The following is a 19,057-nucleotide window of genomic DNA, read 5'->3' as shown; positions in this document are numbered from 1 at the left end:
CTTTCCGATCACACCGCAAACGGAACTGACTGGGCGCTGGAGGCCGTTGGCTCGACGTGTGCACGAAGAGGATCAACGGACCTGCCAGGAACATCGGCCTCGCTGTCTACGAGTGCCGCCTGCCGGTGTCCCGAAGCCACCCGCTTTCAGTGCGGCGTGATCGGGAAGCGGCATCGACGCGTGCATGACCTCGGTCGCCGGATCGTGTCCCGGGGTGAGTTTTCCCGTACCGATCCCAGCTCTGCCGATCCAGGACGTTGCCCTGGTGGCGCGAGTCGCGGACCCACGAGCCCCTGTTGTTCACCGGCAGCATCCGACCGGAATGGCCGTTATGGCGGGGGTGGCGGGGACAGCGGGGATGGCTGGACCTGCCGGAGAGGTGTGGCCCCTGGCGTCATCCCGTGTGGTGGGGTCGCTCTCCGCAGGAGCCGGACGGTAATCGTTGTACGAGCTCTTGTCGCCTCCGCTCGATGTTTGTACGTTGCAGCAGACACGATAGGAAGCGCTTTCTCTGCTCGCCCTCTGGAGGGGACATGACGCCTGGCGCCGCCGTGCCGTCGTATCGGCGCAATACTGCACGGTCGAGGCTGTGGCCTGCTGTGATGGCGGTCGGGGCCGCTCTGCTCACCGCCGCGTTCGTCACTCCGTCCGGCGGTGCGTCCTCGCCTGACGACCCGTCCGCGGCCGCTGGGGCAGGCATCCGCGGAAGTCTGGTCGCGGGCTACGACTTCGAGCATCCGGACCCCGCGGACGCCGGGCGTGAGCGTGACGTGGGGCCGTCCGGCACCAGTCTGTCGCTCGTCAACGGCGGTGCTGCGATGCGCGTGCGCGACGACGCCGATCCGCGGCGTGGGCACGTCCTGCAGACCCGGCAGGTGAGTCCGGACGCGGCGGGGAACGACGACTGGAAGGCGGGCGTGTACGAGCCGGACGGTGCGGCCTCGCTGCATGCGTTCAACGGAGCCCGCCAGGCCACGGTGATGGGCTGGTTCCGTACCACCGGGCAGAATCCGAGCCCGGATTCGAGTACGGCCGACCCCTCCGACCTCTACAACGCCATCGGTCTGGCGGGCGTCCTGACCGGGGACTCGAACGGGCACGATGTACGGGCCCTCCTCGAACTGATCGATGTGGACGGCGAGTTGCGCCTCGTCGCACTTGGACGCCGGCTGGACGGCTCCGAGTCCCAGACCTTCGCCGCGGACGGGGACTGGCGTACCCATCTGCCGGACGGCAAGTGGGTCCACCTGGCCGCGACCTTCGACTTCGACACGGGTGACATGGCGCTGTACCGCAACGGCCGTGCACTTTCCGGCAGTTACGTACGCGACGACGATCCGTGGGCTCTTGCCGGAGAGCCGGAGCCCGACCTCGCCTCGCCGACCGACCCGCGAGGCCTCAAGATCGGCGGGAGTTTCCCGCAGAACACCCGCGAAGCCAACCCCTGCAACTGCCGTATGGACGATCTGCTCTTTCTGGACCGGGCCGCCACCCCGGGTCAGGTGAGGGCCGAGTACCGCCGCACCGGTGGGCGACCGGCGTCCTGAGTCCGCGTGCTGGACGTGCTTCCCGGACCGGCGTGTCTGCGGGACCAGTGTCCAGAACCCACGTCATGAACACCTGTCCTGTGCACGCCGCCCGAACGCACCTCCTGGGCACGCCACATGAAGGGAGCTCCCTTGTCCCCGTCGGTCCCGCACGTCCGACCCCGTAAGACATCCCTCCTGGTCCAACTCCTCACCTGCGCCCTGTTCGGCGCAGTACTCACCGCGGCACCGGCGGGCGCGGCCGAAGCGCCCGCCGGTGCCGCGGCGGCCGCTGTCACCGACCCCATCCCCGACAAGCCGGTCACCTCCGGTCTCGGCCTCGAGGTCCAGGAGTTCGCCCAGCTCCCGAAGTCCGAGCCGCGGCCGGGCCCGGTCGAGGACGACCGTCTCATCCGGCACAACCGGATCAACTACCTGACCCCCTTCCCGGGCGATTCCGGCCGCCTGGCCGTCGCGGACCAGAACGGCACGATGTACTCGCTGGAGAAGGACGGCTCCGGGCAGCACCCCTACCTGGACCTGTACAAGGAGTTCTCCACCGCCTATTACGCGAGCCGGGGCCTGGGCACCGGCTTCGGCTACGTCACCTTCGACCCGGATTTCCGGAACAACGGACGCTTCTACACGGTCCACACCGAGAAGCCCGAACTGACCGATGCCGAGCCGGACTTCAATCAGCCCAGCGGCAACGGGTTCCACGGCGTCGTCACCGAGTGGACGGCCGACGACCCGAACGCCTCCAGCTTCTCCGGCACCCACCGGGAGCTGCTCCGCATCGGCTTCAACGGCCAGGTCCACGGCATCCAGCAGATCGACTTCAACCCGACTGCCAAGCCCGGCGACACGGACCACGGGCTCCTCTACATCGCGGTCGGTGACGGCGGCAAGGGTGCCACCACCGGTGACCCCCAGGACCGGGCCCTGCCGCACGGCAAGCTCCTGCGCATCGATCCACGCGGCCACGACAGCGCGAACGGTGAGTACGGCATCCCGTCCGCCAATCCGTTCGTCGACGAGCCCGGCACCCTCGGCGAGACCTACGCGATCGGGATGCGCGACCCGCACCGCTTCAGCTGGGACCCGCGCGGCAGCCACCGCATGTTCCTCTCCCACGTCGGCGAGCACGCCATCGAGGCCGTCTACGAGGTGCAGGCCGGCGACAACTACGGGTGGAGCGAACGCGAGGGCGCCTTCGTCTTCGACAAGAAGGCCACCGACCCGTGCGCCAAGATCCTTCCACTCCCCGCCGACGACGCGAAGTACGGCTACACCTATCCGGTCGCCGCCTACGACCACGATCCGCCGGCCGACTGGGACTGTGAGTCCGACGTGGGCCGCGGCATCTCCGGCGGCTACGTCTACCGCGGCGACGACCTGCAGGAACTGCAGGGCAAGTACATTCTCGGTGACATCGTCGACGGCCGTCTCCTCTACACGGATACCGCCGACATGAGCCGCGCGAAGCCGGGCGCCGAACAGCGCCTGGCGCGGATGTACAGCCTCATGGTCTATGACGCGAAGTCCGGCAAGCGCGTCTCCATGCAGGAACTGGCCGGTGACAAGCGGGTCGACCTGCGATTCGGGCAGGACGCGGACGGCGAGCTGTACATCCTCTCCAAGGCCAACGGCAAGATCTGGAAGGTGACGGGGACGCGCACGTTCGCGAGCTGCGACACCGACGGGACCACCCTCACCGACGTGATGGGCGCCGAGAACTGGGCGCCGGTCACCCCGTCCAAGTGGCGGTTCGAGGACGGCCAGGCGGTGATGACCGAGGCGGGCGTCGAGCGGCCGGGACCTCGCCGCCCCTACGAGTACGCCGTGCTCACCGCCGGCCCCACGTACCGCAATGTCCGCGTCGATGCCGAAGTCCGCATCGACACGCCGACCGACATCGACAACCGGGACGTGGTCGTCCTCTTCGGCCATGAGTCCGATACCAGGTTCGGCTACGCGCATCTCTCGCAGGACAACTCCATCTATCCGCACAACGGCGTCTTCACGGTCGACGACGCCGACCGGCTGCGTGTGGAGGACCAGTGGGACGGCACCACCGGCGCCCCGCCCGCGATCAGCGACGCCGCCTGGCACCAGGTCAGTGTGGTGCGCTGCGGAGACACCGGGGAGACCGCTGTGTACCTGGACGGCTCGTCGTACCCCTTGATGACTGCGGTGAGCGCGCGGCCCGGCGACGGGCGGATCGGCTTCGGTTCGTTCGACAACGCCGGCCGGATCCGTGGGCTGACGGTGTCCGGCAAGTCGTAGCAGCAACGTGCCGTGCCAGTGCGACGGCCCGGGAGTGTGTGCGCCGCCCGGCCGTCGCACTGTCGCGCGGCTCATGGCCGTGCGGTGTTCCCGGCGTCGGTGGCGGTCGCCGTTGCTGTTTCGTCGCACCAACTCCGTTGACCAGGCGCTGAGTTGACGTGCCAGATGCGTGGGAGTCGTGAAGGATCTGCGCTTGATTCTCGGGATTCGGTGACGGGAGGGGATGATCCGGAGCGGCTCACTCGACGCTTTCGAACGGTCCGGGCGTCGGTCCATGCGAGGGGAGATCGAACGATGGTGACTTCCGTACGGAGCAGAGTGCGGACGGCGGCTCTCGCGCTCACGGCCGTCGTGGCGCTGGCCTTCGGCGCGACCGCCCCGTCAGGCGCGGCAGCGGCTCCCGCTCCCGCTCCCGCTCCCGCTCCCGCTCCCGCTCCCGCTCCCGCGAAGCAGGGGCCGACCTCGGTGGCGTACGTCGAAGTGAACAACAACAGCATGCTGAACGTCGGCAAATACACCCTCGCCGACGGCGGCGACAACGTTTTCGACGTCGCGGTGATCTTCGCGGCGAACATCAACTACGACACGGAGAAGAAGGAGGCGTATCTGCACTTCAACGAGAACGTGCAGCGCGTCCTCGACAACGCCGACACGGAAATCCGGCCGTTGCAGGAGAAGGGCATCAAGGTCGTCCTCTCGGTGCTCGGCAACCACCAGGGCGCGGGCTTCGCCAACTTCCCGTCCCAGCAAGCCGCTTCGGGCTTCGCGAAAGAGATGTCGGACACCGTGGCCGAGTACGGTCTCGACGGCATCGACTTCGACGACGAGTACGCCGACTACGGGAACAACGGCACGGGCCAGCCCAACGACAGCTCGTTCGTGCACCTGGTGACGGCGTTGCGCGCGAACATGCCGGACAAGATCATCAGTCTCTACAACATCGGTCCGGCCGCATCGCGCCTTTCCGATGGCGGGGTCGATGTCTCCTCCGAGTTCGACTACGCCTGGAACCCGTACTACGGCACGTGGCAGGTGCCCGACATCGCACTGCCCAAGGAGAAGCTGTCGCCGGCCGCCGTCGAGATCGGCGGGACCTCGCAGAGCACGGCCGCCGACCTCGCCCGCCGCACCGTCGGCGAGGGCTACGGCGTCTACCTGACATACAACCTCGACGGGACCGACCGCAGCGCCGATGTCTCCGCATTCACCAGGGAGTTGTACGGCAGCGATGCCGTCTACACCCCGTAAGGCGGCCGCACGCTCCGGCGCGGCGCTTCCTCGGGGTGCCGCGTCCGGGAAGACCGCGACCAGTCCGGTCTTCCCGGTACGGGTGCGATGTCTGTCGGCGGCGGTAGGTGCGATGCGGATGGGGTTCACCGGTGACGAACGGTTGCCACTGTTCAGCCTACGGACCTCAGTGAACGCCCGACCGCCACAACCAGCGAAGGGCATCGGGGAGGAGGACGCCACCGTGGTTGGGGTTGTGGCCGCCGTCGCCCAGGACGAGGCGGAAGTCGTAGCCGGATTCCGCCAGAGCCGCGGCGACGCGCAGGTTGTGGGCGAGCCAATTCCGCTCGGGCTCGTCCCAGCGTAGATCGCGATGGCCGGCCTGCATGAAAATGCGCAGCGGCTTGCGGGGCACAGCGGGAATGAGCTCCGGGTAGGGGTCGCCTCCTGGCATCTGCGTGAAGCTGGACAGGTACCCGATGACGTGGCGGAACTTGTCGGGGCGGAGCCACGCTGCGGTGAAGGCGCAGTTGCCGCCGCTACTGCCACCGCAAATGCCCCACCGATCAGGGTCATGCGCGATCGAGTAGCGCTTGGTGACCTCGGGGATGATCTCGGTGAGAAGGAAGGTGACGTACCGATCGTCGAATGCGTCGTACTCGGCATTGCGGTTCTTCGGATCGTCGGCGTCGGGGAAGGTGCCGGGGTCGACGAACAGGCCGATGGTGACCGGGATGTCACCACGGTGGACGAGGTTGTCCAGGACCATCGCGCCGCGGACCTCCCCATCGGGGTCCAGGTACCACTGGCCGTCCTGGAACACCATCAGCGACGCCGGCTCCGAGGGGTCGTACCGTGCGGGGACGTGAACCCAGAACTTCCGTGACGTGCCGGGGTAGATCGCGCTGTCGTTCCAACTGAACTCAAGGGTTTCACCAGCGGGCACGCCCGGTTGGAGAGCCGAATCGGGACCGTGGGCGTAGCGCACATCCGACTGGTCGGCAGGAAGCGGCTGGTAGGGCACCTCGGTGGTCATGCCGGCCACTCCAGGATCCTTTCGTGTCCTCCCGGGCTCTGTCGCCTGCGTCGAAGTCGTGGTCGCCTCGCTGCAGGCGATTGCGCGAGTTGTTCGCCGGCGGGGAGGTGGAAGGGGTCTGCGTGATTGACTTGTCGGCGGCCTCGCGTCCGTGATCTGGGGCTCTGTTGTGGGATCCGTCGGCGCCAACGAGTCGGATTTGCTGGAGCCCGACCGCCGTAGCACCACGTACGCCTGGGTCGGCGCTCACGTGCGGTGGGTCGGGTAGCTGACGGTAGGCCGGCCCGGGCTGAGGGGAGCGGCGCGGTTGGTCGGATGTGAACCGGTCGTGCGACAGGGGGAGTTGCTGCGATGACGTTGCGTTCCGATCTGGCCGAGTTGCTTGCGGGGGCCGGCATCGTCGACGTGGACATCGACGATGCCGTGGAGGACGAGCACGTCCGATGGGCCGTGTACCGGTCTGTCGTGGCAGTGGCCGCGTCCTCGTGCAGCCGCGAGCGTGATCGCGCGCTTGTGGCCGCGATCCTGCGCGATCCCGTCGAGATGGTATCCAAGTCGGCGGTGGTCGAGCTCGTGGACAGGGTTGCGGAGAAGGCGTCCGACTCCGGGGTGTTTCGGCAGTGGTCGGTCCAACTGCGGTCAGAGATAGACCGGTTCAAAGTGGAATCGCATCGTGAGTTCGTTCGCCGACGCGTGTACGACTGGCAGTTCTACCTGGCCGTGAAGGAAGGCCACGTTGCGTCCTCGGCCGAGTTGGCGAGGGTCACGAGGTGGATGCAGCGCCGCCTGGCGGAGGAGTCGACGTCACGGAGGCTGCTCACCCTGCTTGCCGAGTCGGGCAGCAGCAAGAAGATCCGGAACATCGCGAAGAACCGGGCGGGAAGCCGCGAGCTGGGAACGCGATGACGTGGTGACGCGATGACGTGGTAGCACCAGGTCACAGGTCACAGGTCACAGGTCACAGGTCACAAGTCGCGTGCGCGGAAGGGACGTTGTGCCGGTGGACGATCGCGACCGCGCCCTTCGCCTGTGTCTGGCACTCGTTTCCCGGGAGAGTATCCACTCGCGGTCGGCTTTGACGGATCGGGACGTGAGCCGCGCGCTCGGCGGACGGTGCGGCATGCCGCCCGGACGCCATGTCCGGGCGGCACTCGCCGGTCGTGGATTGCGCAGCCTGCCGTATGTGGTCAGCTAGGTGACGTAGCGTCAGGCCGGCTGGGCGATGGCGACGAAGCCGCCGTTCTCCGGAGTCGTCACCTCCAAGGTGTCGCCGGCTTCCACGTCGTGGCTCTTCCGGACGAGTCCATCGGGACCGTCCGTCACCACGTCGATCGTCCAACTGCCCTCACCGAGGAAGTCCGTCGACACCTGCTGGGTACGGCCGTCACCGCTGGTGACGCTGCCCAGGAACCAGCGTTCGCCGTCGCGTCGGGCAACGGTCGTCTCCTTGCCCGGTTCGCCCGCCAGCAGTTTCGTCTCGTCCCAGACGGTCGGCACCTCCGAGAGGAAGTGTTCGAGTTCAGGGCGCTCGGCGTACTCCTCGGGTGCCCCGGCGAAATTCTGGAAGCCGGATTCGAAGACCACCGAAAGAGCCAGTTCCCCGGCGTCGGTGACGGGGCGATCGCCGGTCTGGAACCCCATCGGGGTGAAGTCCATCGAGCCGACCACGTTTCGGGTGTAGGGGAGGGTCGACAAGTTGGCCGCTGTGACGTCCAGTTGTTCCGCTCCGTGCACGGCTTCCATCGACATGACGTGCGGCCAGGTGCGCTGAATGCCGTGCGGGATGGTCGAGCCGTGGAAGTTGACCGTCAGCTTTCGGTCGGCGGTGTCCTGGAGGATCTCGTCGTACCACCGGAATCGGGCCTGCGAGTCCGAGTCCATGAAGTCGATCTTCATGCCGGCCACGCCCCACTCGGTCATCCGGTCGAGGTTGGCCTTGCGTTCGTCGGCCGTGTCCAGATCGCTGTAGTGCATCCAGAGCATGATCTTCACGCCACGTTCGTCGGCGTACTCGATCAGCTCCGGCACCCAGTCGACGTCCTTCCAGCCTTCGTCGACCAGTGCGTACTCCCAGCCGTGCTCCGCCGCGTAGTCGACATACTCCTTCTGCCGTTTCAGGTCGCGCTGGGTGTCCTGGCCGCCGTCCATCCAGGACCAGGCGACCTTGCCCGGACGGATCCAGGAGGTGTCCTCGATCCTGGAGGCGGGCGCGAGGTCGTCGACCAGAGTGGACTCGGTGACGGTCGCCAGATCGCCGGTGATCACGGTCCGCCAAGGGGTGTTCAGCGGGCCGGGGGAGCTGACCGAGTCGTCGGCCAGCTCCACGTCGTAGCCTCCGCTGCCGACCTCGTGCGTGAGCCGGCTCGCGTCGTAGCGCCCGTCGACGTCCGACTCGCTGAGCAGCGTGTAGTCGCCGTGCCCAGCCCCGTCAGCGCCGTCGCCCCGGAAGAGCGTGGGATAGCCGTACTCCCCGCTCTTCGCGTCGGCCGCCGTGGACTCGATGTGCGCCGCCTCGTAGTTGGGGGTGTACGGAAGCAGCCATGCCTTCGAGCTGTCCGGTACCTGGAACGCGGAGGACTCGCCGGTGACCGTCACGCCGTCGCCGGCCTCGTCGGGCAGCTCGTATCGGTAGGCGACGCCGTCGTCTGCGGCCCGCACGGTCAGTGCCAGGCGCCGGCCGTCCCCGTTCTCGAAGGTGAAACGTGACTCGGCCATCCGTACCGTACGCTCACGCTCCTTGCCGACGGTCGTCGTGTACTTCTCGCCGAACGTCCGGTCGTTTCGGTCCAGCAATTCCAGGCCGGATGTCAACTCGCCCTCGTCGGTGGTGATTCCGACGGCACCCGGTTCCAGTACGGTGCGGCCCTTGTTCTCGACGCCGAGCGTGAGGGCGCCGTCGTCGTCGAGGCGGAGGGTTGCGGTGGGGCCGTCGTCCAAGCGAACGTGCCAGGAATCGTCAGCCGAGGCGGAGGGCGCGAGCAGAGCCCCGGCCAGGACCACGGACAGGGCTACAGCTGATAGTGCGGGAGCTCGAGTACGCATCGGATCTCCTCGCTGGTCACCAACTACTCACCAACTACGAACATTTACAAAAGAGTGACCCCGCCGTCGGCGTGGTGGCAAGAGGGGTGACGTCACGTCATGGGCGGGGTGGGTGTGATCGGTGGGGCGGGATGCCGACTGGCCGCCCAGCCGGAGGTGCGATCAAGACCTGTACTGGCTTCGGAGCCTCAACCAGCAGAAGGAGCAAGGAGGTTGGCCGCTCCGATCAATCGGACGGTACGCCGGGCAACAGGTCGCAGGCGGGACTCGGGTCGGCTGCGCCGTGAGGAGCGATCGGTGGCGTTGCGGGGGCGGTATCGCGCACGAGCCACCCGTCAACGCACTCGAACATTACCGACCACTGGGGCCGGGGTGGGACGTGGTCGGCGTTGCTGCCCTCATCGGGCGTCAGGGTCAGTCGATCAGGAGCACGAGCTTCCCTCGTACGTGACCGTCCTCGCTGACGCGGTGTGCCTGAGCGATGTCGGCGAGAGGGAAGGTCTGCGCGACGGGGAGGGAGAAGCGTCCGGCTTCGGTCAACTCGCCGATTTCGGCGAGGACATGGAGCGCGCGTCCGTCGTCGCTGCGGCTGAACCTCACTCCATGCTCCGCCGCGCCGCTGAAGTCGGCCACCGTCAGGACGTGTTCGGCGCCACCGGTGAGTGCGATGAGCTCGGGCAGCACGCCACTTCCGGCGATATCGAGCGCCAAGTCGACACCATCGGGGGCGAGTTCGCGAACCCGGTCGACCAGACCCTCGCCGTACGCGACGGGTTCGGAGCCCAGTGAGCTCAGGTAGTCGTGGTTCGCCGGACCGGCGGTGCCGATCACGCGCGCGCCACGCGCCACCGCGAACTGAACCGCGGCGCTGCCGACGCTTCCGGAGGCGCCGTTGATGAGTACTGTGCTGCCGCGCTCGACGCCGAGCTGGTCGAGCGCGCGCATGGCCGTCTCGACGGTGGCCGGCAGTGCGGCGGCGCCGGCGAAGTCGAGCGACCGGGGGATGGGTGCGTAGGAGGACAGCACTGCCAGCTCGGCCTGCGCCGCTCCGTCGAGGCAGAAGCCGAACACGCGCTCACCGACGGCGACCTCTGCGGCGCCTTCGCCGATCTCGTCGACGACGCCGGCCGCCTCGTAGCCCAGAGTCTGCGGAAGCTCCTCGTCCATCAGGCCCTTGCGCTTCTTCCAGTCGCTCACGCTGACGCCGGCCGCGCGCACCGCGATCCTGACCTGGCCGGGACCCGGGTGCGGTTCGGGGAGTTCCACGATCTCGAGGACCTCCGGGCCCCCGAACTCACTGAAGCGAGCGGCCTTCATCCATGGCTCCGATCCCAGCCTCGGGCTGTCAGGTACGTTGCGCGGCCGCAGGGCACTGGTCCCTCGGCCTCTCCGCAGGGCATTGGCCCCTCGGCCTCTCCGCAGGGCGCTGGCCTCTTCGGCCTCAAGAACCGTACGCCGCGGTCGGGGCGCCCACCGCCGCCTCCCTGGGTGCCTGACTGCCTCCGAGTACCGCCCCTCGTCTTAACGGCGAGGAGTGCGAGTCCGGCGGCGAAGGGGCCCGAACTTCATCCAGGCCGGCCCGCGCTGTGCACCAGGCCGGCCAGGATGAGGGCCAGGCCCGCCTCGAACGCCGCATCGTGATCGATCGGTGGCATATCGGCCGGCAGGGCCGCCGTGTCGGGGCCTGGGTCCGCCTGCTCTTCCAGGACGCTGCCGACCGTGAAGCGGCCGGCGGCCAGCATCGCCATCTGTGCGTCGCGCTCGGGTACGCCGGATGCGACGAGGAAGCCCATCTTGTGGCGGATCCGGTCGAGGTCGCCGGTGGGAGTGCTGCCCGCGTGGAGCCGTGCGCCGTCCCGGCGGGCGAGCAGGGTGCGCCGGAAGCTGCGGTTGTTCTCGATGAACCAGTCACGCCAGTCGTCGTCGGGTGTCGGCAGCGGTTGTGTCGTGTGGGGTGCCATGGCGGCGCCTGCCATGGCGGCGAGGAGGTCCTTCTTGGTGCGGAAGTACCAGTAGAGCGACGGCTGTTCGACGCCGAGTCGCTTGGCGAGGCGCCGCGTGCTGACGCCGTCCAGGCCGACCTCGTCGAGCAGGTCGAGCGCCTCGGCGATGACGGTTTCGCGGTTCATCTTGGTCACGTTGACAATCTATCGCTGATAGATGACTCTGGAAAGAAATCATTCACTGATAGATTTTGGAGGGCTCGGTATGGCTGAGGAGCTGGCAGCGCGGTCCTTGCGGGTCCTCGTCGCCGGAGGCGGGATAGCCGGGCAGGCCCTTGCCTACTGGCTCACGCGTGGCGGCCACCGGGTCACCGTCGTCGAACGCTTCCCGGCCCTCCGGGCCACCGGTGCACAGGTCGACCTCAGAGGGCAGGGCATCGAGGCCGTCGAGCGCATGGGACTGCTCGACTCCGTCCGCGAGAGGCTCGTGGCGCCGACTCCGATGCGTCGTGGTACCGGCCGACGGTCAGCAGCAGGCCCGTCACGGCAAGCGGCGGCACGAGGGAGATCGCGATCGCCACGCCGGGCAGGGTGTCGGAGATGTCGGTGCGTACGAGAGCGAACGCGCCCACCGTTCCCGTGGCGAGCGCGGCCAGCAGGTCGATCAGTCGCGGGCTGATCCGGGAGGAGACCTGGCTGTTCGAGGCGAAGGAGTCGGGCGGCGCCGCCACCCAGCCGAGCAGCATGCCCACCGCGACCACGGCGAGGGCTCCACCGACCACCAGCAGTGCGCAGCGCACCACTTGGGGACGGTCCGCCAGGACCAGGGCCAGTGCGCTGCCGAGGATCGGCGTCATCAGCGGGGCGACGATCATCGCGCCGATGACCGTCGCGGTCGAATCCCCGACGACGCCCGCGCTCGCGATGACCGACGCCAGTACGAGCAGTCCCCAGAACCGGGTCGAACTCGGACTCCGGAGGGAACGTTCGATGAAGAGGGCGTCCGCCATCCGTCGGACTGCTGCCGTGTCCACGGAGGCCATGGCGCCTGTGCCCTTCTCTGGTTCCGGCCGCGCTGCGTCCCGCCTCGCGAGCCGCACAACCGAGGTCGTGCGGGCAGACGAAGCGGCGGCGGACCCCGAGGACGCCGTCGCGTCGGTCGGGGCGTCCTCGTCACTTCATGGGTGACCAGCGCACCGCCGATGCGAGGGCGGCGCGAGACGAGCCGGGCCGTACGGGTGACCGGCGGGTCCCTCCAGACCGCGCCGGCCTCGTCCCGTCAGGCCTTGTCGGCGTCCGCCCAGCCGTTGAGAGCTCCGTAGTACGCCCTCGTCAGCCGCAGTGCCGTGTCCGCTTCGGTCAGGCCCGAGCGGATGAGGTCGAGGATCTCGCGGGGGTCGAACATCATGTTGTACAGGAACAGGGCGTGATCGAAGTGTGCGTCGGGGATGGCGAAGTGCCGCAGTACGCCGCGGATCGGCCGCTCCCAGATGTCGCGGACCGCGGTGATCAGCTCGTCCTGGTCGTCGAGCCGGGCCAGGAACCCCTGCCGTGAACGGACTTGGACGGTGGCGGCACCGTAGGTGGGGACCAGCCGCACTCGTTCTGCGACCACTGCTTCGAAGAGTGCGGTACCGGTCAGGGGGCAGTCGTGGCTGTAGTTCCGCAGTTCGAGGATGGTGCTGAAGACGTATGCGCCGATCGCGTCCTCGGCCGACGCGAAGTACCGGTAGACCGTTGCCACCGACAGACCTGCCCGCTTCGCGATGAGCGGCATGGAGACGGCACCCGGCTCCGATGTCAGCATCTCGCCGACGGCCTCGAGGATTTTGCCCCGGTTGCGGACCGTGTCATGGCGTGGGCTGCGGCCGGTTCGGCTCAACTGGCGCGTCGCCTTCAGGGCTGCCTCCTCGAGTCTCCTTCCCGTGATCGAGAAGGGCTTCTTACTTTTTGGCAAGGGTAGCCCACCTCCCGCCGCGTGGTGAAGCCAAGCGTCCGGCGGCGCGATCTCTGGCCCGTGAGTCGGGAGTTGGATGCCGGCCAGGTGACGGAACTCGTCCGTGAACGGGTCTTGACGGATGTGCCGTCCGACGTTGAATCTATCGGGAACTGATACGCCTCTCTCACATTGGGCGGTCGTCGGGTGGCAGATGAGGGCGGAACCGTGACCGCGCTCATCTGTTGCGGACGTGCCGTCAGCTCACTCGGAGGACCTCGATGAAGAGAGCTCGGCTCGTCGCTGCGGTCTGTACGGCCGCTGCCCTCACCGTCGCTGGCTGTGGAACCGGGCCTGCGGCGAAGAGCGCCGCGTCCTCGGGCCCCTTGCACGCGAAACTGCCGAAGAGCGTCCAGGACGCGGGCGAGCTCAAGATCGGCGGGAGCACCAACGTGGCCCCGTACCTGTACCGGGACGGGGCGGAGGTCAGTGGGTTCGAGAAGGACCTGATGGATGCACTCGGCACGGCACTCGGCGTCAAGGTCCAGTTCTTCGACACCGGATTCGCCGCCCTTGTGCCGGGGCTGCAGTCGGGAAAGCTCGATGTGGCGATGGGCGACTTCACCGACACCTTGGAACGCCAGCGCGTGGTGACCTACGTCGACTACACGACCTCGTACCAGACCTTGTTCACGCAGAAGGGGAACCCGAAGCGGCTGGCCAGCCCCGACGACCTGTGCGGCACGACGGTTTCCGCCGCGGTCGGCAGCCTGTCCGCCACGGTCTCCGAGCAGCAGAACGTCAAGTGCAGGAAGTCCGGCAGGCCCGGCGTGACGGTGCTCGGGATGGACACGTCGACCGCCGCCATGATGCAGGTGCTGACCAAGCGCGCCGACGCCTTGGTCACCGATCTGGTCATCGCCCGACATGCGGCCGAGAACAACGGCAAGGGAGATGTGGCCGGCGAGCCCTTCTACCGGCAGTTCCACGGCGCGGCCGTGGACAAGGACAACGTCCGGCTGCGCGAGGCGCTCGTCGCCGCCTTCGAAGAGCTCATCCGGAACGGAACGTACGACAGGATTCTCAAGGACTGGGGTATGCAGAAGATGGCGATGCCCGCACCGCGTGTGAACGCGGCGACGTCATGACGGCCGACGCGGCCCCGGCGGCCGCTTCCGAGGACGACACACGGCCCGGCAACAGCATCGAAGCTCTCGCCCGACTGCCTGTCGCGCCGGTCCGCAAGCCCTGGCAGTGGGGTTCGACCGCGGTCGTACTGGTGCTGCTCGCGCTGCTGCTCTTCTCGGTCGCGACCAACGAGAACCTGGGCTGGCCGGTGGTCGGGGAGTACCTTTTCGGCGCCGAGATCCTCCAGGGCGTCGGTTGGACCATCGTGCTGACCGTGCTGTGCATGGTGCTGGCCACCGTTCTCGGTGTCGTGATCGCGGTCATGCGCACCGCCGACAACCGGGTCCTGTCCGCGGCGGCCTCGCTGTATCTGTGGTTCTTCCGCGGTACGCCGCTCCTCGTCCAGTTGATCTTCTGGTTCAACCTGGCCCTGGTGTTCCCCCTGCTGGGACCTGCCGTGTTCCTCGGCGAGAGCGCCGGCGGCATCGACACCAACCAGGCGATCAACTGGTTCGTGGCCGCACTCCTCGCCTTCGGCCTGCACGAGGCGGCGTACATGTCCGAGATCGTGCGCGGCGGCTTCCTGGCCGTGGACCGGGGCCAGTCCGAAGCCGCCGACTCCCTCGGCATGACGGGCACTCAGGCCCTGCGGCGCGTGGTCCTTCCGCAAGCCCTGCGGGTCATCGTTCCGCCGTCGATGAACCAGTTCGTCAACCTCTTCAAGGCCACCTCGCTCGTCGCCTTCGTCTCGGGCCAGGACCTGCTCTCCTCGGTCCAGCACGTCTACGCCAACAACTACGAGGTCATCCCCCTGCTCATCGTCGCGAGCCTCTGGTACCTGGTGCTCGTCTCGCTCGCCACCCTGGGGCAGCACTTCCTGGAGCGGCGGCTCAACCAGGGCTACGGGCACACGGCCGCCACGTCGAAGGGAGCCAAGTGATGGCCGCCATGCTGCAGGCCCGCGGGATCAAGAAGGCGTTCGGCCCGCTGACCGTCCTGGACGGGCTCGACTTCGATGTCGAACGCGGTGAAGTGGTGTGCCTGCTCGGCCCGTCCGGATCGGGGAAGAGCACCTTGCTGCGCTGCGTCAACCGCCTCGAGAACCCGGACGAGGGGGTGATCAGCGTGGACGGTGAGCTCGTCGGCTACCGCCGGGCAGGCGACCAGCTCCAGGAACTCTCCCGGAAGGAGCTGGCAGGTCAGCGCAGCCACATCGGCATGGTGTTCCAGCGGTTCAACCTGTTCCCTCACCGCACGATCCTCGAGAACGTCGCCGAGGGCGCCCGCGTCGTCAAGAAGGAGACGCGTGAGAAGGCCGCCGAACATGCCCGGGCCCTCCTCGACCGGGTCGGCCTCGCCGACAAGGTCGACGCGTACCCCAACCACCTCTCCGGGGGACAGCAGCAGCGGGTCGCCATTGCGCGGGCCCTGGCCATGCGGCCCAAACTGATGCTGTTCGATGAGCCCACCTCCGCTCTCGATCCGGAACTCGTCGGTGAGGTGCTCGCCGTGATGAAGGACCTCGCCCGGGAGGGCATGACCATGATCGTGGTCACCCATGAGATGGGCTTCGCCCGTGAGGTGGCCGACCGTGTCCTGTTCATGGACGGCGGAGTGATCGTGGAGCAGGGCCCGCCGGGGGACGTGATCGACAACCCGCAGGCCGAACGCACCCGCAGCTTCCTCGCCCGCGTCGCGGCCTGAGCCGAAACGGCGCTGATACCGACATCCGTAGCGCTCTCACACCCGCATGCCGCCCCGGCTGAACCGGCCACCCGGCGCAGGGCGATGACGCCCGCGCTGCACCACGGCCCGTGCTCGTACCCCGTTCCGAACCGTCTTGGAGAAGTTCATGTCCCTCACCACCAGCGACGCCGTGCCTTTCGCGGACGCCACCATGCGCTATGTACGCGAGCAATTCGCGCACCTGGAGCGTGATGTCCACGGCACGCACCGTCTCTACTTCGAGAACTCCGGCGGCTCACTGCGGCTGAGGGCGGTGGGCGAACGGGCTCAAGAGGTGTCCCTGAGCCCGGAGAGCGCGTCCCGGCCCGGTCGTGTCGCCCGCGAACTTGCCCGGATCCAGGAGCAGGGAGAGGCGGACGTCCTCGCCTTCTTCGGCGGCGACGCGTCCGGCGCACTGTTGCCCACCGCCACGGCTTCCCAGGGCATGTTCACGGTCATCCGCACGATCGCCGACAACATCCCGGGCACGAACATCGTGACCACGGCGATCGAGCACCCCTCCTCGTACGACGCATGCACTCGCCATGCCCGGCGCACGGGGCAGGAACTGCGGATCGCCGCGGCCGATTCGACGACCGGTGGAGTCGACCCGGAGGCGATCGCCCAACTTGTTGATTCCGGAACATCCTTGGTGTCGGTCATCGCCACCTCGAACATCACCGGCGCCATCACCGATGTCGCAGCGGTGGTCCGGGCGGTCCGTGCGAGGAACCCCGAGACCTACGTCGTCGTCGACGCCGTGCAGTACGCCCCGCACGGTGTCGTCGACGTCCAGGAGTGGGGAGTGGACGCGGCCAACATCGCGCCGTACAAGATGTTCGGCGAACGCGGCAACGCCTTCACCTACCTCTCGGGGCGGCTGGCCGGACTCGACCACGACAGGCCGGCCAGTGCCGGTCCGCGCAGTTGGGCCATCGGCAGCGCCGCGCCTGCCGTGTTCGCAGGGTTCTCCGCGATCGTCGACTACTTGGTCGCCGTGGGCGCCACCGCGCCGGGTACTGATCGCCGCACCGCACTCGTCGCCGGGCAGCGCGCCATCCAGGGGCACGAACAGGCGATCCTGCGCACTCTGCTCGAGGGGACCCCCGGGGCGACCGGCCTGCGTGAACTGCCGGGCGTACACGTTCATTTCGCCGATCGGGCCGCGCTCGTGGCGCGGGACCTGATCGTGCCGTTGACCTTCGACGGCCTATCGTGCGCGGACGCCACCCGCGCCTACGAGGAGGCCGGAGTCATTGTCTACGAGCGGGTGGCGAGCAGCGCCTACTCCGAACGCATCCTGCGCGCGGTCGGCCTGGAGGAAGTGGTGCGGGTGTCCCCGCTGCACTGCCACACCATCGAGGAGGCCGAGCAGTTCCTCCGGGCCACCCGGCAGATCGCGCAGCACGCCGCGTCCGAGCCGGCTCCGGTCTGACGTCTGCCTGACTCACCCCGGCCGGGCAGGAGTTGGACCTGCCCGGCCCGAGGCGCGCTGGCCCGCACATCGTCCCGGTCCTCGGTCGTCGCGCCAGGTCCTGTCCGACAAACCATCTTGGGTGGGTTCGCGAAGCCAGAGGATCAGTGAGGCCAGGGGGGCCTTGTAGAGCTCGCGGTTGAAGGCCGGCGGCCTGCCGCCGGCCTGTCCGCGCCGCACACGGTTGGCCTTCTGATCCGTCCGCTCCGGGATCACCGCACGGATGCCCCTGCGCCGCAGGGAATGGCGGTCGCCCAGGACGAGTACGCCTTGTCCGCGATGACCGCGTCGGGCCTGCGGCGAGACCGTCCCGAACCGGCCCGGGGCACCCTCAAGGCGTCCATGACCTCGCCGAAGACGGTGGAATCGTTGACGTTGCCGGGCGTGACGACGACGGCCAGGGGCAGACCACGGCCATCGCAGGCGAGATGAACCTTGCTGGTCAGCCCGCTGCGGGGCCGGCCGAGCGCCTGGCCGGCCGTCGTGCATGCCGGATCTTCCAGTTCGTCCCCCGCCGCAGCCCACTTTTGCGGGCGCCGGCGGCGTGCTGATGGGCTCGGCTGATCGTGGAGTCGACCGACACCATCCACTCCGTGGTTCCGACGAAGTCGCCGGTTCCGACGGAGTCGTCGCGGACCACGGGATCTAGGGGACCGGGCTCAGGTCGCGGGACGGGCACTCGAGTGGGGTGAGGAAGTCGAGGCGCTCGAGCGGCCGGTCCGTGAAGTAGTCGGTGACGAGGCGGGCGAATTCCTTGCCTCGTTCGAGGTTGGGGAGGTGGTCGGTCTCGCGCATCAGCGTGAACGTTCCGTCTTCGATCGTCGCGGCGACCTCCCGACCGAGTTCGGGGAGGGCGAACTCGTCGTACTCGCCGGTGAAGCAGAGCGCCGGCACGTCCTTGATCCCGCCGCCGGGCAGGCCCTCCCAGGAGAGCAGCCGCTGTGTCGACGCGAGATGGCGTGGGATCTCGGGACCGCTGATGGAACTCATGGCACACGAGACCATGCGGGCGGCGACGGTCCGGTTGCGGACGGGACGGTCGGGGTGCGCCATCATCGCGTCGACGCAGGCGCGGCCGTACGTGCTCATGTCCTGTCCGGCGGCGAGGTGGTCAGCCATCTCCTGGACTCGGCCGAGGCCTTCGGCCGGGTACCGCATGCTGGCGCCGACCAGCAAGAGGCGCCTGACGAGTTCGGGGCGCTGCTGGGCCAAGGGGTAGACGACCGGCACACCGTACGAGGCGCCGAACAGGTTGACCGGCCCCAGGTCCAGCTGCCCGAGCAGATCGTCGAGGGCTCCGGTGAGGAAGTCGAACCCGTAGTGGCCGGGCAGATGATCGGCGGAACCCGAGCCCGGCAGGTCGACGGTGACGACGGTGGCCACCTCGGTCCACGGCCTCTCCAGGCGCCGGAAGGCGTACATGTCCTGGAAGGCGCCGCCGACCATGATGATCGGCTCCGTCGACGGAACCGGATTCTCGATGATCCGGCAGCCGTATTCGAGCCCTCGGAAAGACAGTCGGCGCACATGTTCGGTGAGCAAGGGGACGAGACCTCCGCGTTGGTCCGGTGAATGATCTGTCCAACGACAACTCCCGTCAGGGGGAACCGGCCCACCGGCAACTCGTCCCTCGTTCGGTCAATCCCGGTTCCGGACCCGGCCACTTGCACGCAGCGTCCTGGGCCGGCCCGTCGCCGTACGGCACTTGAGTCCGGCGCCTGCTCGGGCTGAGGC

At 68.2% G+C, this 19,057-nt stretch carries 15 protein-coding genes and 2 pseudogenes; 9 read left to right on the top strand and 8 right to left on the bottom strand.

The features are described from left to right. The first annotated feature begins 602 nt into the window (after positions 1 to 602). The 3 genes from DSC45_RS05250 (at position 603) to DSC45_RS05240 (ending at position 5,060) form a co-directional block, all read left to right on the top strand. Complete coding sequence (locus tag DSC45_RS05250) at positions 603 to 1,547, top strand: LamG domain-containing protein (protein ID WP_119287515.1); 945 nt, start codon at positions 603 to 605, stop codon at positions 1,545 to 1,547. A 132-nt stretch (positions 1,548 to 1,679) separates the two neighbouring features. Then, the gene (locus tag DSC45_RS05245; protein ID WP_240434471.1) at positions 1,680 to 3,812 is read left to right on the top strand and encodes a PQQ-dependent sugar dehydrogenase; all 2,133 of its coding nucleotides are present in this window, start codon (positions 1,680 to 1,682) and stop codon (positions 3,810 to 3,812) included. Between the two features lie 294 nt (positions 3,813 to 4,106). Further along, positions 4,107 to 5,060 carry an endo-beta-N-acetylglucosaminidase H gene (locus DSC45_RS05240; protein WP_119287511.1) on the top strand — a complete coding sequence of 318 codons (954 nt, stop codon included), beginning with the start codon at positions 4,107 to 4,109 and terminating at the stop codon, positions 5,058 to 5,060. 166 nt (positions 5,061 to 5,226) lie between these two features. On the opposite strand, the gene DSC45_RS05235 is transcribed toward DSC45_RS05240, so the two are convergent. Beyond that, complete coding sequence (locus tag DSC45_RS05235) at positions 5,227 to 6,075, bottom strand: alpha/beta hydrolase (protein WP_119287726.1); 849 nt, start codon at positions 6,073 to 6,075, stop codon at positions 5,227 to 5,229. Positions 6,076 to 6,426: 351 nt separating this feature from the next. Between DSC45_RS05235 and DSC45_RS05230 the strand changes: the two genes are divergently transcribed. Beyond that, positions 6,427 to 6,981, top strand: a complete 555-nt coding sequence (locus tag DSC45_RS05230) for a hypothetical protein (protein ID WP_119287509.1) — start codon at positions 6,427 to 6,429, stop codon at positions 6,979 to 6,981. Positions 6,982 to 7,281: 300 nt separating this feature from the next. Here DSC45_RS05230 and DSC45_RS05225 read toward each other — a convergent pair whose 3' ends face one another. The 3 genes from DSC45_RS05225 to DSC45_RS05215 form a co-directional block, all read right to left on the bottom strand. Next, a complete protein-coding gene (locus DSC45_RS05225; protein ID WP_240434470.1) occupies positions 7,282 to 9,012 on the bottom strand; it encodes a glycoside hydrolase family 97 protein in 1,731 nt (576 codons plus the stop codon). A 519-nt stretch (positions 9,013 to 9,531) separates the two neighbouring features. After that, positions 9,532 to 10,434 (bottom strand): NADP-dependent oxidoreductase, encoded by a 903-nt coding sequence (locus tag DSC45_RS05220; RefSeq protein WP_119287506.1) that lies wholly within the window; start codon positions 10,432 to 10,434, stop codon positions 9,532 to 9,534. A gap of 248 nt (positions 10,435 to 10,682) precedes the next feature. After that, positions 10,683 to 11,246 (bottom strand): TetR/AcrR family transcriptional regulator C-terminal domain-containing protein, encoded by a 564-nt coding sequence (locus DSC45_RS05215; protein ID WP_276145445.1) that lies wholly within the window; start codon positions 11,244 to 11,246, stop codon positions 10,683 to 10,685. Between the two features lie 31 nt (positions 11,247 to 11,277). On the opposite strand from DSC45_RS05215, the pseudogene DSC45_RS05210 reads away from it, so the two are divergent. After that, positions 11,278 to 11,472, top strand: a pseudogene (locus DSC45_RS05210) (FAD-dependent oxidoreductase); the annotation flags it as partial. Between the two features lie 10 nt (positions 11,473 to 11,482). Here the strand turns inward: DSC45_RS05210 and DSC45_RS05205 are convergent. Further along, positions 11,483 to 12,103 carry a DUF389 domain-containing protein gene (locus DSC45_RS05205; RefSeq protein WP_346426646.1) on the bottom strand — a complete coding sequence of 207 codons (621 nt, stop codon included), beginning with the start codon at positions 12,101 to 12,103 and terminating at the stop codon, positions 11,483 to 11,485. A gap of 236 nt (positions 12,104 to 12,339) precedes the next feature. Further along, positions 12,340 to 13,017 carry a TetR/AcrR family transcriptional regulator gene (locus tag DSC45_RS05200; RefSeq protein ID WP_205571247.1) on the bottom strand — a complete coding sequence of 226 codons (678 nt, stop codon included), beginning with the start codon at positions 13,015 to 13,017 and terminating at the stop codon, positions 12,340 to 12,342. Between the two features lie 260 nt (positions 13,018 to 13,277). Between DSC45_RS05200 and DSC45_RS05195 the strand changes: the two genes are divergently transcribed. The 4 genes from DSC45_RS05195 to DSC45_RS05180 all read left to right on the top strand — a co-directional run bounded on the left by DSC45_RS05195 (position 13,278) and on the right by DSC45_RS05180 (position 17,284). Next, positions 13,278 to 14,144, top strand: a complete 867-nt coding sequence (locus DSC45_RS05195) for an ABC transporter substrate-binding protein (RefSeq protein ID WP_119287502.1) — start codon at positions 13,278 to 13,280, stop codon at positions 14,142 to 14,144. Then, positions 14,141 to 15,064 carry an amino acid ABC transporter permease gene (locus DSC45_RS05190; RefSeq protein ID WP_119287500.1) on the top strand — a complete coding sequence of 308 codons (924 nt, stop codon included), beginning with the start codon at positions 14,141 to 14,143 and terminating at the stop codon, positions 15,062 to 15,064. The genes DSC45_RS05195 and DSC45_RS05190 overlap by 4 nt, the downstream gene beginning before the upstream one ends. After that, entirely contained in the window at positions 15,064 to 15,828 is a 765-nt protein-coding gene (locus tag DSC45_RS05185) for an amino acid ABC transporter ATP-binding protein (protein WP_119287498.1), read from the top strand. The genes DSC45_RS05190 and DSC45_RS05185 overlap by 1 nt, the downstream gene beginning before the upstream one ends. Positions 15,829 to 15,976: 148 nt before the next feature. Further along, entirely contained in the window at positions 15,977 to 17,284 is a 1,308-nt protein-coding gene (locus DSC45_RS05180) for an aminotransferase class V-fold PLP-dependent enzyme (RefSeq protein ID WP_119287496.1), read from the top strand. 12 nt (positions 17,285 to 17,296) lie between these two features. On the opposite strand, the pseudogene DSC45_RS05175 reads toward DSC45_RS05180, so the two are convergent. Further along, a pseudogene (locus tag DSC45_RS05175) lies at positions 17,297 to 17,927 on the bottom strand (transposase); the annotation flags it as partial. A 41-nt stretch (positions 17,928 to 17,968) separates the two neighbouring features. Then, on the bottom strand, positions 17,969 to 18,865 hold the full coding sequence (locus tag DSC45_RS05170) for an alpha/beta fold hydrolase (protein ID WP_119287494.1): 897 nt from the start codon (positions 18,863 to 18,865) through the stop codon (positions 17,969 to 17,971). Between the last annotated feature and the right edge of the window lie 192 nt (positions 18,866 to 19,057).

The organism is Streptomyces sp. YIM 130001 (genome assembly GCF_003574445.1).
Lineage (GTDB): Bacteria > Actinomycetota > Actinomycetes > Streptomycetales > Streptomycetaceae > Streptomyces.
This window is presented reverse-complemented; position numbering and strand designations above follow the sequence as displayed.

Coding starts and splice junctions, on each gene's coding strand:
- DSC45_RS05250 (WP_119287515.1), top strand. CDS start 603: ATGGCGGTCGGGGCCGCTCTGCTCACCGCCGCGTTCGTCACTCCGTCC.
- DSC45_RS05240 (WP_119287511.1), top strand. CDS start 4,107: ATGGTGACTTCCGTACGGAGCAGAGTGCGGACGGCGGCTCTCGCGCTC.
- DSC45_RS05235 (WP_119287726.1), bottom strand. CDS start 6,075: ATGACCACCGAGGTGCCCTACCAGCCGCTTCCTGCCGACCAGTCGGAT.
- DSC45_RS05230 (WP_119287509.1), top strand. CDS start 6,427: ATGACGTTGCGTTCCGATCTGGCCGAGTTGCTTGCGGGGGCCGGCATC.
- DSC45_RS05220 (WP_119287506.1), bottom strand. CDS start 10,434: ATGAAGGCCGCTCGCTTCAGTGAGTTCGGGGGCCCGGAGGTCCTCGAG.
- DSC45_RS05215 (WP_276145445.1), bottom strand. CDS start 11,246: ATGAACCGCGAAACCGTCATCGCCGAGGCGCTCGACCTGCTCGACGAG.
- DSC45_RS05205 (WP_346426646.1), bottom strand. CDS start 12,103: ATGGCCTCCGTGGACACGGCAGCAGTCCGACGGATGGCGGACGCCCTC.
- DSC45_RS05195 (WP_119287502.1), top strand. CDS start 13,278: ATGAAGAGAGCTCGGCTCGTCGCTGCGGTCTGTACGGCCGCTGCCCTC.
- DSC45_RS05190 (WP_119287500.1), top strand. CDS start 14,141: ATGACGGCCGACGCGGCCCCGGCGGCCGCTTCCGAGGACGACACACGG.
- DSC45_RS05185 (WP_119287498.1), top strand. CDS start 15,064: ATGGCCGCCATGCTGCAGGCCCGCGGGATCAAGAAGGCGTTCGGCCCG.
- DSC45_RS05180 (WP_119287496.1), top strand. CDS start 15,977: ATGTCCCTCACCACCAGCGACGCCGTGCCTTTCGCGGACGCCACCATG.